The organism is Bradyrhizobium sp. BR14999 (assembly GCF_056106085.1).
On sequence record NZ_CM148536.1, the window covers coordinates 2,499,641 to 2,513,687 of the forward strand.

Below are 14,047 nucleotides of genomic sequence, written 5' to 3' on the forward strand. Positions count from 1 at the left end.
CGGTTTGTCAGGATTCCAACGTCGTCGCGGGATTATGGTCGATCGAAATCCTGCCGATTCTCCATTTGTGAACGCACGGATCCATTGGCCTGTTTCTTGCTGTCCTCGTCATCGATAACTCATCAACCGGCACAGTCGGTGGGGAGGCTCATGGCCGCGGCGACGGAAACGTTTTATGGGGTGATCAGGCGGCAAGGCATCACCCGTCGAAACTTTCATAAATTCTGCAGCCTGACGGCGACGAGCCTCGGGCTAGGGCCTCTGGCGGCGAGCCGAATTGCAAATGCGCTCGAAACAAAGCCACGCATACCGGTGATCTGGATGCACGGGCTCGAATGCACATGCTGTTCGGAGAGCTTCATCCGCTCAGCCCATCCCCTGGTGAAGGATACGATGCTGTCCATGATCTCGCTCGATTATGACGACACCATCATGGCCGCTGCTGGCCATCAGGCCGAAGCGATCCTCGAGGAGACCCGCGCTAAATATAAGGGGCAGTATCTGCTCGCGGTGGAGGGCAATCCGCCGCTGAACGAGGGCGGCATGTTCTGCATCCAGGGTGGCAAGCCGTTCGTAGAGAAGTTGAGGATGATGGCCGAGGATGCGATGGCCATCATCGCCTGGGGCTCCTGCGCTTCATGGGGTTGCGTTCAAGCGGCAGCGCCCAATCCGACGCAGGCAACGCCCATCGACAAAGTTATCACCAGCAAGCCGATCATCAAGGTACCGGGTTGCCCGCCGATCGCGGAAGTGATGACGGGCGTGGTGACCTTCATTACCACCTTTGGTAAGTGCCCCGAGCTCGACCGGCACGATCGGCCGAAGATGTTCTACTCGCAGCGCATTCACGACAAATGCTACCGACGCGCGCATTTCGACGCAGGCCAGTTCGTCGAGGAATGGGACGATGAGGCTGCACGCAAAGGATATTGCCTATACAAGATAGGCTGTAAGGGGCCGACCACATACAACGCCTGTTCGTCGGTGCGCTGGAATGGCGGTATCTCGTTTCCGATCCAGTCGGGCCACGGCTGCATCGGCTGCTCAGAAGATGGCTTCTGGGACAAGGGCTCGTTCTACGATCGCCTGACCAACATCAAGCAGTACGGAATTGAGAAGAATGCCGACCAGATCGGCATGGCGGCGGCAGGCGCGGTCGGCGCAGTGGTCGCGGCACATGCGACGGTGACAGCGCTGAAGCGCTTCGCCGGCAAAGGCAAAGATGCGAACCGAAGCCACTGAGCGTTCTGAGGTAAGACAAGAGTGGGCCTCCGCACATCCAAAGACGTCATGCCTAAAAATTCTGGCAAGCGTATTGTCGTCGATCCGCTGACCCGGATCGAGGGGCACATGCGGGTCGAGGTCAATGTCGACTCCGACAACGTAATCCGCAATGCGGTCTCCTCGGGCACGATGTGGCGGGGCATCGAGATCATTCTGAAGGGCCGCGATCCGCGCGACGCCTGGGCCTTCACCGAGCGGATCTGCGGCGTCTGCACCGGAACGCATGCGCTCACCTCGGTCCGTGCGGTCGAGAACGCGCTAAGCATCTCTATTCCGGAGAATGCCAACTCGATCCGAAACATCATGCAGCTCTGTCTCCAGGTGCACGATCATCTGGTGCATTTCTACCACCTTCATGCCCTGGACTGGGTTGATGTGGTCTCGGCGCTGAAGGCTGATCCGAAGGCGACCTCGGCGCTGGCGCAATCGATCTCGTCCTGGCCGTTGTCCTCTCCCGGCTATTTCAAGGACCTCCTGATCCGGCTGACGAGGTTCGTCGAGTCCGGTCAGCTCGGACCGTTCAAAAACGGCTATTGGGGCCACGCCGCCTATAAGCTGCCGCCCGAAGCGAATCTGATGGTGGTTGCGCATTATTTGGAGGCGCTCGATTTTCAGAAGGACATCGTCAAGATTCACGCCGTCTATGGCGGCAAGAACCCCCATCCGAACTGGCTGGTCGGGGGCGTGCCCTGCGCAATCAATATCGATGGCACCGGCGCGGTGGGCGCCATCAACATGGAGCGGCTGAACCTCGTCTCCTCTGTCATCAATCGCTGCATCGAGTTCACCGAAAAGGTCTACCTGCCCGACATCGTTGCGATCGGCTCGTTTTACAAGGACTGGCTCTATGGCGGCGGGCTCTCTGGCAGAAGCGTGATGGCCTATGGCGACATTCCGGAGGACGCCAACGACTATTCTGCGAAGAACCTGAAACTGCCGCGCGGCGTGATCATCAACGGCAATCTCAATGAGGTGCTGCCCGTCGACCATGCCGATCCCGAGCAGATACAGGAGTTCGTCACTCACTCCTGGTACAAATATGCTGACGAGTCCAGGGGCCGGCATCCCTGGGACGGCATCACCGAACCGAATTACGTGCTCGGTCCGAATGCCAGGGGCACCAAGACCGACATCAAGGAGCTCGACGAAGGCGGCAAGTACTCCTGGATCAAGGCTCCGCGATGGCGCGGAAATGCCGTCGAGGTCGGGCCACTGGCCCGCTACATCATCGGCTGCGCGCAGAACAACCCGGAATTCAAGGAACCGGCCGAAAAGCTGCTCAAGACGCTTGGCCTGCCGGTCTCCGCATTGTTTTCCACGCTCGGCCGCACCGCGGCACGCGCGTTGGAATGCGAATGGGCGGCGCACCAGATGCGCTACTTCCAAGACAAGCTGGTCGCGCGCATCAAAGCCGGCGACTCCTCGACGGCCAATACCAACAAGTGGAAGCCGGAGAGCTGGCCGAAGGAGGCCAAGGGCTACGGCTTCACCGAGGCGCCTCGCGGCGCGCTCGCGCACTGGATCAAGATCAAGGAGACCAAGATCGACAACTACCAGTGTGTGGTGCCGACCACCTGGAATGGGTCGCCAAGGGATCCCAACGGCAACGGCGGCGCCTTTGAAGCGTCGCTAATGGATACGCCGATGGCGGACCCGGAAAAGCCTTTGGAGATCCTGCGCACGATCCACTCCTTCGATCCCTGCCTAGCGTGCTCGACCCACGTGATGAGCCCGGAAGGCCAAGAAATGGCAACCGCCAAGGTCAGGTAATGAGGGAGGAACGCCATGATTGATGTCGTAGCGCATCCGGCAGAAACCGAGCCGGCTCCCGCCGCAATCGCGGTCGATGCCGCCGGCGAACACGCCGCCGCTCAGCCCACCGTCTATGTCTACGAAGCGCCGGTGCGGATCTGCCACTGGGTGAATGCGTTGACGATCCTGGTGCTTATTGTGAGCGGTTATCTGATCGGCACGCCGCTGCCGACGGTCGCGGCGTCCGAAAACTTCGTGATGGGCGACATCCGGTTTGCCCATCTCGCGGCGGCGCAGGTGCTTGCAGTGTTCTTCCTTGCGCGCATCCTGTGGGCGTTGGCCGGGAACTACCACTCCCGGCAGATATTCTACGTTCCGGTGCATCGCAAGCAGTTCTGGAAGGGGATGCTGCACGAGATCCGCTGGTACGCCTTCCTGGAGCGAGAGCCGAAGATGTATGGCGGCTACAATCCGCTGGCGCAGACCGCGATTTTCACGGGCTTTACGTTGATGGGGGCCTTCATGATCGTCACGGGCTTTGCCCTCTATTCGGAAGGCGCCGGGATCGACAGCTGGCAGCACCAGCTGTTTGGCCAGGTGTTCGCGATCTGGCCCAACAGCCAGGATGTGCGCACTTGGCACCATCTTGGCATGTGGGGGCTGATCATATTTTTGATGTTCCACATTTACGCCGTCGTTCGCGAAGACGTCATGACGCGCCAGGGCATCATCTCCTCCATGATCTCGGGTGCGCGTCAGTGCCGGGACCCGGAGGGCAGCAGGCTTATGCCGACATGTTTACAGTCAAGGCGTGTCCTGGTGCTCGGAATCGGAAATATTCTTTGGGCAGATGAAGGCTTTGGGGTGCGAGCGGTGGAAGAATTTCATCGCCGCTATGCCGTGCCCCATAACGTCATCATCCTGGACGGGGGCACGCAGGGGCTCCAGCTTGTGAATTATCTTCAGGAATCTGACTGCGTGATCGTATTCGACGCGATCGATTATGGCCTGGAGCCTGGACAGTTGAAGCTCGTGCGCGACGAGGACGTGCCACGCTTCACCGGCGTCAGGAAGATGAGCCTACATCATACCGGTTTTCAGGAAGTTGTCAGTGCATGTGACCTGCTCGGACATTGCCCGAAACATCTCGTGTTGATCGGCTGCCAGCCGCTTGATCTCGAGGACTGGGGTGGGCCCCTGACACCGGCCGTGCGTAATCAGATCGGCCCTGCGGTCGAGCTTGCCAGCTCCATTTTAGCAGCGTGGGGAATTCAGGTGACGCCGCGCAGCACACCGTTACGGGAATCCGAGTGGTTGCTCGCCAATGGTATCGATCACCTGCATTACGAGATGAGAGTGCGGACCTGAATGGCCATCAAGGTGTCGGAGACATGGCAGATGTGTCTTGGTTTGCCAATGACGATTATCGAAACCGACGGTATCTCTGCGCTTTGCGAATTTCGCGGCAAACGGCGGCGTGTTTCGGTGCTCTTGCTCTCCAGTCCGTCTCCCCGCACCAAGGTACTTGTCCATGTCGACACTGCGATCCGCCTTTTGGATGATGAGGAAGCGCAGCAAATTGGCAATGCTATTGAAGGCATCGGCGCAGCGATCAACGGCGAGGATTGCGATCGCTTCTTCGCCGACCTGATCGACCGCGAGCCGACATTGCCTGAGCATCTCCGGCTCCACAAGGCCTGTGACCAGCTTCGACATTCCATGACGGACCGCGTGACAAGTACTGGTGAAACTACCAGCGAAGCTCCAAAACAAGCTCTGATCCAAACTGTCAGCTGTTCATGAGCGCGAATGTTCCATCTCGAGAGCTTCGTAGCATAACTAATCTGGCTCAGATCTGGAGGATTGATGGAATTTGAGCACGGGACGCCGGATCTCTCACGACGCAGCCCTTCCGTGCTCGATAAGAGCCCCGCCGGTCGTTCTCAAGCCGCGCCCGGTGAGGCGGGTGCGATCGACCGCACGTCGACGCCGATCAGCCGCCCCCGCGACGCAGTCGTAGCAACCGTCGTCACATACCAAAGGTCACAGGGTATCGGGCCATGAAGACGAATTTCCGGACAGCGGCTGAAGACAAGGAGCAGCCAGTTTGGGCCCAGATGAATCCCGACGCGGCTGCTGGCGCCTTGGCAAAACTTGCAATGCTCGACAGTGCCGAGCTCGCGAAGAGCTGCTCGAATGGGGTCGAGCTCCTGTCGAAGCTGGCTGACGCTATCGCGAGCCAGAAGGCAGACGCGCCGACGCGGTTGTTCCGGCTTGGCGATCTGGAAGCTCTCGAACGCAAGCTCGTCGCTGACGTGATCGGCGAAGGCGAGGTGACCGGCCTCGTCGCCCTGCCGGATGGATCGGTGGTGCAGATCCAGGAAGCGGCGCTTGCAGGCCTCTGGCGTGTGCGGATCAAGACCGACACTCTGCACGAATATCTTGAGGTCGGCGCGATTCCGGAGATCATCAAGCGCGCGGCCACGGACCTGACGGCCGCAGACATTGAGATCAGCCGGCCGCCGGAGGGCGCCATGAACGTGCTGCCGGTGCTAGCCGAGATACGCGAGCATGCGCTCGCTTGGCGGCCCGGTATCCCCTCGCAGATCATCAATTTCACGCTTCTGCCGATGAGTCCGGTCGACTTAAGCTTCCTGCATGAGACGATCAGAAACGGACCAATCCAGCTCGTCTCGCGCGGTTACGGCACCTGCCGCGTGCTTGCGACCGGAATCCGCAATGTCTGGTCGGTGCAGTTCTTCAATGCGATGGACGCGATCATCCTCGACACGATCGAGGTCGGCGGTGTGCCGACGGTTGCGGTCGCGGCCGATGAGGATTTCGAGGACTCAGCCGAGCGACTCACGGAGATCATCGAGGCCTATTTCAAATGAGCGGATTCGAGAATGTTGGCTTGCGCCAGGATGTCACTGAGGTCACGCGGCTAGAGTGCGGCATCTGCTGGATCGTTTACGATCCCGTCGATGGCGATGATGTGGCGCGGATCGCGCCCGGCACGCCGTTTTCCGCGCTGCCGGAGGATTGGCGCTGCCCGAATTGCGACGCCTCGAAATCAAAATTTATGACGATCTGAGTCATGGTGCTTGACACGCAAACGCTCACGGCTGACGTCGATCCCCGGGGCGAGCGAGTTGCTGACGCCTATCGCGCGACCCGCGTGCGCGCGATGCGCGATGCACCGGTCTGCCATGACGCACTGGGTGTGGAGGCGGTCGGCATCCGCCCGTTCAGCGCTGCTATCGTTGGCATCATGGTGGCACCCTGTTACATCAACGCCGTAATGCCGCGGGATGAGATCACGCGTGCAGCTTCCGGATCGAGCTTGCTCGTGCATCTGCCGACCGGAACCATCGAGCTCGCGCTCAGCGAGGTCGTGCTTATCGCGAGCTGCTCGCTGTTCTCGCCGATGTTCGACTGTGCGGACATGGCCGTCGCGCGGGCGGCGGAGGATGGGCTGGCCGAGCTGAGCCTGCTGGCCGACTGTGAGGAAGCCGTCTGTTGCCGTGCGCCCGCGATAGGTCCAATCGAAGGGCGTGACTTCGTGCGCGGTGTCCTGACGGAGCTGCGCGCATGAGCCTGGTTTTTCGCAACGAGATCGACATCACAGTGTGGCTCGCCGGGCGCACCATCGCCGACGTCGCGATCTTGCCGCGCAGCCGGCCGCCCGTCATGCGCCTGTTTGCGGGCAAGCCGGCCTCGTCGCTGCGCTCGGTGCTGCCCCGGCTGTTCTCGCTTTGCTCGGTCGCCCACCAGGTGGCCTATCTGTCGGCGGTCGAAGCTGCGCGGGGTGAAGCCGCCGCCGCAGATACGGTGCAGCGCCGCGTCACGGCGGTCATCGCGGAACGATTGACTGAATTGTTACGAGGCCTGTTCGTAGGGCGGCTTGCGTCCGACGGCACCAGCGCCGTGGCCGTGCGCGTCCTGATGCAAGCAGCCACCATTCTTGCCGGTGTTGCCAGCGAAGGCGCATGGGGAATAGCGGGGCGTGAGGCGGTGTCGCAGATCAGCTCCGCGCTGAGTGCGCTCGGGATCATTCGTGAAGATCAACCTCCTCGGCCAGGCAGTGCACTGGCTGCGCATCTCGCGAACTTAAATGGTGAGGCGTTGTCGCTTCCGGCCGCCGAGCAATTATTCCTGTCGGCTGCTGACGACCTGGACGTCGTTGTCAAGTTGCTCACCGAGGGCGTGAGCTTTTCCGACGCGCCCGAACTTCACGGTCGGATTCCGGAGACCGGCGTCTGGGCACGCAGGGCCGGCCGCGCGCCGATGCTGCCGCCGCACTCAGGTCCAGCCGGGCGCCTTAAGGCCCGGATCGCCGAAGTGGCTGGTCTCTTGGCCTGGCTCGATCACGGCGAGCGGGAGTTTGAAGGCGGCGTTATCGCAAGCTATGGCCTCGGCCCACGGCGGGGGGCGGCCGCGGTCGAATCTGCACGCGGCCGGCTTTACCATGCCGTCGAGCTCGACGACGACGACCGTATCGTGCGCTTCGAATACTTGGCGCCAACCGAATGGAATTTTCACGCCCGCGGACCACTGGTCCGGAGCCTCAAGGGCTCACTGCTCGCCGCCGGCCGGCCCGGACAGGTTGCGGTTCGTACCCTCGTCGGGTCGTTTGACCCTTGCGTCGGCTTCAATCTCACCTTCCGCGAGGTCCGCCATGCATGAAATGGCGCTATGCGAGGGCATCATCGGGATCGTCGAGGAGGAGGCGCGCAACCGTCCGTTCTCGAAGGTGAAGGCCGTCTGCCTCGAGATCGGCGTGCTCGGTCACGTCGCACCGGAAGCGATGAGATTCTGCTTTGAGGCTGTTGCCGCGCGGACCATTGCGCAAGGTGCAAGGCTCGAGATCTTCGAGATGCCCGGGATCGCGTGGTGCATGGCCTGTTCGAAGAGCGCCAAGATCAAGCAACGTTACGAGCCATGTCCATCCTGCGGCAGCTACCAACTGCAGGTGACTGGCGGTGAGGAAATGCGCGTGAAGGAATTGGAGGTCGACTAATGTGTACGGCTTGCGGCTGCAGTGACGGAAAGACCATCGTCGAGCATGCGCATGATCACGATCATAAGCATGGCAACGACGTCATTCATCCCCATCATGGTGGCGAGCACGGTCATCGTCACGATCATCAAGCCAGCGCTCATATGCGTGACAACGTCGGACCTCTTGATTGCAGCACGAATCCGGCGGATCAGCAGATAGCCCGCATGAGCAGTGACCGTATCATCCAGGTCGAGCGCGACATTCTTGGCAAGAACGATCGTCTCGCCGCCGACAACCGCGCCCGCTTCCGCGCCGACCAAGTGCTTGCCTTCAACCTTGTCTCGAGCCCCGGTGCTGGTAAGACTTCGCTGTTGGTCCGCGCAGTGTCCGAGTTGAAGGGCAGCTTTCCAATTGGCGTGATCGAAGGTGATCAGCAGACCTCCCACGACGCGGAGCGCATTCGCGCCACAGGCCTGCCGGCCATTCAGGTCAATACCGGAAAGGGCTGTCATCTTGATGCTGCCTTGGTCGGTGAGGCCTATGAGCGGCTGCCTTGGCTGGGCGGTGGCATTCTCTTTATTGAGAACGTCGGCAATCTCGTTTGTCCCGCGGCGTTCGATCTCGGCGAAGCCTGCAAGATCGTCGTATTCTCGACTGCCGAGGGTGAGGACAAGCCGCTGAAATATCCCGATATGTTCGCGGCCTCATCGTTGATGCTGATCAACAAGATCGACCTCGCGACGGTGCTCGATTTCGATCTCGCCAGAACCGTCGAATATGCCCATCGGGTCAACTCCAAAATCGAGGTTCTGACGGTGTCGGCGCGCACGGGCGAAGGGCTTCCGGCTTTCTATGACTGGATCCGCAAGCAGGCGTTCAGAGCGAAACCGGCCGCAAGGACTGCGGTAGAATGACGGTCGGCGAAGCCACAGCGCCCTACGGACGGCGGCTGCGCCTGCATGTGCGTGGCGCCGTGCAGGGCGTCGGCTTTCGTCCCTACATCTACGGTCTCGCCATGCGCTACCGTCTCGGCGGCTTCGTCGCCAATGATCCGCATGGCGTCGTCATCGAGGTCGAGGGCGAGCGCACGTTCGATTTCGTGACCGCACTGCCCCTTGAAAAGCCGCCGCTGGCGCGGATCGACAAGATTTCGGTGCAGCCGATCAGCGCAGTGGCGAGCGAGGAGTTCTGCATCCGCGCCAGCGAGCAGGGCAGGGTGTCGACGCGGATCGTCGCCGACGCCGCAACCTGCCCGGAGTGTCTGGGTGAGCTGTTCGATCCGGCCAGCCGCTTCCACCTTTATCCCTTCGTCAACTGCACCCATTGCGGTCCACGCTACACCATCGCCGAGCAGCTCCCCTATGACCGCCCGGCCACGGCAATGAAGCGCTTTGTGATGTGTGAGGCCTGCGCCGCGGAATATGCCGATCCCGCCAGCCGCCGGTTTCACGCCGAGACGATTGCCTGCCCACGATGCGGCCCGAGACTTAGCCATGCCGTCCCGGATATCGCCGCCGCCATTGCCAAGGGCATGATTGTCGCGATCAAAGGACTCGGCGGCTATCAGCTCATCTGTGATGCCCGCGACGACGAGGTCGTAGAGCGCCTGCGGCGGCGCAAGCAGCGCGATCAAAAGCCCTTCGCCGTCATGGTCGGATCGCTGGACGCAGTTACCGAGATCGCCGCAGCCGATGCTGCCGAGCAGGCGCTGCTCCAGACGTTAGCGCGCCCGATTGTGCTGATGACGTCGCGTCATCGTCTCGCGTTTGCGATCGCGCCGGAGCTGTCGCGGGTCGGCGTCATGCTCCCGGTTGCGCCATTGCACCATCTGATCTTCGATGCGCTGAATGTGGGCCATCCGCGAGACGCCGAAAGCTGGGCGATCGTCACAACCAGCGCCAATCTCGGCGGCGAGCCGCTGCTGATCGACAACGATCAGGCCACGCGACGGCTTGCCGGCATCGCCGATCTCGTCGTCACCCATGACCGCGACATTGTCACTCGCGCCGACGATTCCGTCGTATCGGTCGTGGCGGGCCGCACGCAGTTCATCCGTCGCGCCCGCGGTTACGTCCCCGAGCCGGTCCGCCTCGCGCGATCCGTGCCGTCGATCCTTGCGATTGGTGGCGCCCTCAAGTCGACCGTGACGGTTACGCGCGGCAACGAGGCCTTCGTCTCCCAGCACATCGGCGATCTCGATACTGCGGAAGGGATCCGCTTCTTCGAGGAAACGGTGGGGCATCTGCTTACCACGCTGGATGTCAAGCCGGTCGTCGTGGCCCGTGACCTGCATCCGAACTTGGCTTCGTCCCGCTTCGCCGAAGCGAGCGGGACAAGGCCGGTCGCGGTCCAGCATCACCACGCCCATGCGGCCTCCGTGATGGCGGAACACGGTATCGAAGGGCCGATGCTGGCGCTGGTGCTCGACGGATCCGGCTATGGCAGCGACGGCGGCAATTGGGGGGGCGAACTGCTGCTGTGCGAGCGCGCGCACTTCCGGCGTCTGGGTCATCTCGCACCGCTCAAGATGCCCGGCGGGGACCGCGCAGCGCGCGAGCCGTGGCGGATGGCTGCGAGCGTGTTACATAGCCTGCACCGCGGCGAGGACATTTCGCGCCGCTTTGCGGCGCAGCCGCATGCAAGGCATCTCTCTGCTTTGCTCGATCGGTGCGACTTGCCGGCGACAACGAGCGCTGGACGGCTGTTCGATGCGGCGGCAGGGCTGCTCGGGCTTTCCGCGGTGCAGAGCTACGAAGGCGAGGCCGCGATGAAGCTGGAAGCACGTGTTCGCCAGCCCCGCGTTGCGCAGGACGGCTGGGTAGTCGAGAATGGCGTGCTCTCACTCTTCCCGTTGCTCGAAAGGCTGGCGAGCGATGGGCTGGAGCCGACCGAAGGCGCTGAGCTCTTCCATGGCACGTTTGCGGCCGCCTGCGTCGAATGGATCGTTCGCGCGGCGCGGCAGACCGGTATACCGATCGTGGCCTTGAGCGGCGGCTGCTTCCTCAACGCGATCCTGTGTGCCGAGATTGAGCGGGGCTGCCTCGCCGCGCATCTCGCGCCGCTGCTACCCCGCCAGGTGCCACCGAATGACGGAGGCCTAAGCCTGGGGCAAGCCTGGATTGCCGCGCTCCGCTTGGAACACAACGGCCAGGGAGCCGTCTGATGTGTCTCGCTATACCAGCAGAGGTGACAAAAATCTTGCCAGACGAAATGGCTGTCATCTCCATGGACGGTGTTAGCAAGAAGATTTCGGTCGCCCTGATCGAGGATCTCGCCGTCGGTGACTACGTGATCATTCATGTCGGCTATGCTCTCGCCAAGATCGATCCTGAGGAGGCCAGACGGACATTGGATTTGTTGCGCGAGCTCAGCGCCGATGAACAAGGGCCCATGCAATGAAATACGCCGACGAGTTTCGCGACAAGGAGATCGCGTTGGGGTTGGCGAAAGCAATTCGCGCCGAGACCGATAAGGCAAGACCCTATCGCTTTATGGAATTCTGCGGCGGCCATACGCACGCGATCTCGCGCTATGGTCTCGAGGACGTGCTGCCGACCAACGTGCGGATGATCCACGGCCCGGGCTGCCCGGTCTGCGTGCTGCCGGCCGGGCGTATCGATATGGCAGTCCGTCTCGCGACGCGGCGCGAGATCATCCTGTGCGTCTACGGCGACCTGTTGCGCGTGCCGGGTTCGCAAGGCGTCTCGCTGCTAAAGGCAAAGGCCCGCGGCGCTGATGTCCGCATGGTGTATTCCAGCATGGATGCCATCGCGATCGCAGAGGACAATCCCTCGCGCGAGGTCGTGTTCTTCGCCATTGGCTTCGAGACCACGACGGCGCCGACGGCCATCATGGTACGTCTGGTCGAGAAGAAGCAGCTTTCGAACTTCAGCGTGTTCTGCAACCACGTGCTGACGCCGCCGGCGATGAAGAACATTCTGGAAGGCTCCGATATCCGCGATAATGGCCGGGTCGAGATCGACGGTTTCGTAGGGCCGGCCCATGTCTCAACCATCATCGGCACTGAGGCTTACGAGGTCTTCGCAGAGGAGTTCAACAAGGCGGTCGTGATCTCCGGTTTCGAGCCGCTCGACATGATGCAGTCTATCCTGATGCTGGTCCGGCAAATCAATGAACGTCGCCATGAAGTGGAAAACCAGTATCGCCGCGCGGTGACCCGCGACGGCAATCTGCGCGCCAAGGAGGAGATTTCCGACGTGTTCGAGCTGCGAGACCGGTTCGAATGGCGCGGCCTCGGTCAAGTCCCCTATAGCGGGCTGAAGCTGAAGCGCGCTTACGCCATATATGACGCGGAGATGCGCTTCGATATGCAAGAGCTTTGCGTTGCCGACAATCGGGCTTGTGAATGTGGCGCCATCCTGCGCGGCGTAAAAAGGCCGGTGGATTGCCAGCTGTTCGGGACGCTCTGCACACCGGAAACGCCGATGGGATCCTGCATGGTTTCCTCGGAAGGCGCCTGCGCCGCGCATTGGACCTATGGCCGTTTCCGCCATCACAGACAGAGGCGAGCCTCATGAAAGGCCATCAGCGCAAGCTCGACGTCGAGAACGGCTGCATCGACCTGTCTCACGGCTCCGGTGGCCGTGCGACGACGCGGCTGATATCGGGACTCTTCCACGAGGCTTTCGGCAATGAATGGCTGGCGCGCGGCAATGATCAATCGGCCTTCGACGTCCGCGCCGGGCGCATGGTGATGACGACCGATGGCTACGTCGTCTCGCCAATATTCTTCCCGGGCGGGAATATCGGTTCGCTGGCCGTGCACGGGACGGTCAACGACATCGCGATGGCCGGAGCGCGACCGCTTTACCTGTCCGCGAGCTTCATTATCGAGGAGGGGTTTCTCTTCTCCGACCTCAAGATGATCGCCGAATCCATGGGGGAAGCGGCGCGATCGGCCGGCGTCCACATCATCACCGGCGATACCAAGGTGGTCGAACGCGGCAAAGCCGACCGCCTATTTATCTCGACAGCTGGCGTCGGTGTGATCCCTAACGGGCTCGATCTCTCCGCAGAGAACGCGCGCGTCGGGGACCGCGTGCTGATCTCTGGCACGCTTGGCGATCATGGAATCGCCATCATGTCCAAGCGGCAGAACCTGGCTTTTGAAACCGAGATCGTCTCAGATTCGGCCTCGCTCCACGATCTCGTCGCGAAGATGGTGCAGGCCGGCGGCGGCGGCATCCGCCTCATGCGTGATCCGACCCGCGGCGGGCTTGCCGCAACACTCAACGAGATTGCCGAGCAGTCGGAGCTGGGCTTTCGCTTGCAGGAAGAGGCGATTCCGGTGAAGCCGGGCGTGGCGGCTGCCTGCGAGCTCTTGGGACTTGATCCGCTCCACGTTGCCAATGAAGGCAAGCTGGTTGCGGTCGTGTCGCCCGACGTCGCCAATGCCGTCCTCTCTGCCATGCAGGCGCATCCGCTCGGCTACGATGCCGCCGACATCGGCGAGGCAATCGCGGATGACCATCACTTCGTGCAGATGGCGACCAGGGTTGGTGGGGGCTGCATCGTCGACTGGCTGTCGGGCGAGCAAATACCACGTATCTGCTGAGTCTCGGGCACGCAAAGATCGCAACGTCGTGGTCGCACAGAATCGACTAGGGCACGTTGACGGGCGGCATGGATTCGGTCGCGCGCGGCACGAAAGCGTCTTGGTGCCGGCCCCGTGCCGCCAACATGATTGCAAATGCCGCAATGAGAAGTAGGAGCCTACGCATTCGAAGAAGTTATTCCGGAAGCTGCATCGTGATTATAAGGCTCATAGCATTCTGCGTTGAATGAAAGCTGAATAATATTGGCCCGAAGGCTCGATGTTATATTGGAGAGCTGCTGCATGCTCCTCAGCATCGATTTTCTTTGCTCGCGCCGCAAGACGGCAAACCCGTCCTCGGATCACGCCGGATAACCGCATGTCTTCGTAGAAACTGCAGGATTATTGCGCCGGCTTCGAGTCACTATTGATGTACAGGCGTTGACCGGAAGCCC

Annotated in this window: 13 protein-coding genes and 2 pseudogenes; all 15 read left to right on the forward strand. The window is 61.6% G+C overall.

Annotation, left to right across the window (positions count from 1 at the left end; translation table 11 throughout):
* Positions 1 to 150: 150 nt before the first annotated feature.
* The 15 genes and pseudogenes from ACR9YP_RS11580 (at position 151) to hypE (ending at position 13,613) form a co-directional block, all read left to right on the forward strand.
* Complete coding sequence (locus ACR9YP_RS11580; protein WP_474219809.1) at positions 151 to 1,242, forward strand: hydrogenase small subunit; 1,092 nt, start codon at positions 151 to 153, stop codon at positions 1,240 to 1,242.
* Positions 1,243 to 1,290: 48 nt separating this feature from the next.
* Entirely contained in the window at positions 1,291 to 3,054 is a 1,764-nt protein-coding gene (locus tag ACR9YP_RS11585) for a nickel-dependent hydrogenase large subunit (protein ID WP_474219810.1), read from the forward strand.
* A gap of 15 nt (positions 3,055 to 3,069) precedes the next feature.
* Positions 3,070 to 3,804, forward strand: a pseudogene (gene cybH / locus ACR9YP_RS11590) (Ni/Fe-hydrogenase, b-type cytochrome subunit); the annotation flags it as partial.
* Between the two features lie 18 nt (positions 3,805 to 3,822).
* Positions 3,823 to 4,404 (forward strand): HyaD/HybD family hydrogenase maturation endopeptidase, encoded by a 582-nt coding sequence (locus ACR9YP_RS11595; protein ID WP_474221045.1) that lies wholly within the window; start codon positions 3,823 to 3,825, stop codon positions 4,402 to 4,404.
* Between the two features lie 30 nt (positions 4,405 to 4,434).
* A pseudogene (locus tag ACR9YP_RS11600) lies at positions 4,435 to 4,722 on the forward strand (HypC/HybG/HupF family hydrogenase formation chaperone); the annotation flags it as partial.
* Positions 4,723 to 5,096: 374 nt separating this feature from the next.
* Positions 5,097 to 5,930: a hydrogenase expression/formation protein gene (locus ACR9YP_RS11605; RefSeq protein ID WP_474219811.1), complete on the forward strand. Its 834-nt coding sequence runs from the start codon at positions 5,097 to 5,099 to the stop codon at positions 5,928 to 5,930.
* On the forward strand, positions 5,927 to 6,130 hold the full coding sequence (locus ACR9YP_RS11610) for a rubredoxin (protein WP_474219812.1): 204 nt from the start codon (positions 5,927 to 5,929) through the stop codon (positions 6,128 to 6,130). The genes ACR9YP_RS11605 and ACR9YP_RS11610 overlap by 4 nt, the downstream gene beginning before the upstream one ends.
* A gap of 3 nt (positions 6,131 to 6,133) precedes the next feature.
* Entirely contained in the window at positions 6,134 to 6,631 is a 498-nt protein-coding gene (hybE, locus tag ACR9YP_RS11615) for a [NiFe]-hydrogenase assembly chaperone HybE (RefSeq protein ID WP_474219813.1), read from the forward strand.
* Positions 6,628 to 7,722, forward strand: a complete 1,095-nt coding sequence (locus ACR9YP_RS11620) for a hypothetical protein (protein ID WP_474219814.1) — start codon at positions 6,628 to 6,630, stop codon at positions 7,720 to 7,722. Before hybE ends, ACR9YP_RS11620 begins: the two co-directional genes overlap by 4 nt.
* A complete protein-coding gene (gene hypA / locus ACR9YP_RS11625) occupies positions 7,715 to 8,056 on the forward strand; it encodes a hydrogenase maturation nickel metallochaperone HypA (protein WP_474219815.1) in 342 nt (113 codons plus the stop codon). The genes ACR9YP_RS11620 and hypA overlap by 8 nt, the downstream gene beginning before the upstream one ends.
* A complete protein-coding gene (gene hypB / locus ACR9YP_RS11630; protein WP_474219816.1) occupies positions 8,056 to 8,952 on the forward strand; it encodes a hydrogenase nickel incorporation protein HypB in 897 nt (298 codons plus the stop codon). Before hypA ends, hypB begins: the two co-directional genes overlap by 1 nt.
* Positions 8,949 to 11,201, forward strand: a complete 2,253-nt coding sequence (gene hypF / locus ACR9YP_RS11635; protein WP_474219817.1) for a carbamoyltransferase HypF — start codon at positions 8,949 to 8,951, stop codon at positions 11,199 to 11,201. The genes hypB and hypF overlap by 4 nt, the downstream gene beginning before the upstream one ends.
* Complete coding sequence (locus ACR9YP_RS11640; protein WP_438101971.1) at positions 11,201 to 11,437, forward strand: HypC/HybG/HupF family hydrogenase formation chaperone; 237 nt, start codon at positions 11,201 to 11,203, stop codon at positions 11,435 to 11,437. Before hypF ends, ACR9YP_RS11640 begins: the two co-directional genes overlap by 1 nt.
* Positions 11,434 to 12,576: a hydrogenase formation protein HypD gene (hypD, locus tag ACR9YP_RS11645; protein ID WP_474219818.1), complete on the forward strand. Its 1,143-nt coding sequence runs from the start codon at positions 11,434 to 11,436 to the stop codon at positions 12,574 to 12,576. The genes ACR9YP_RS11640 and hypD overlap by 4 nt, the downstream gene beginning before the upstream one ends.
* The gene (hypE, locus tag ACR9YP_RS11650) at positions 12,573 to 13,613 is read left to right on the forward strand and encodes a hydrogenase expression/formation protein HypE (protein ID WP_474219819.1); all 1,041 of its coding nucleotides are present in this window, start codon (positions 12,573 to 12,575) and stop codon (positions 13,611 to 13,613) included. Before hypD ends, hypE begins: the two co-directional genes overlap by 4 nt.
* The last annotated feature ends 434 nt before the right edge of the window (positions 13,614 to 14,047 follow it).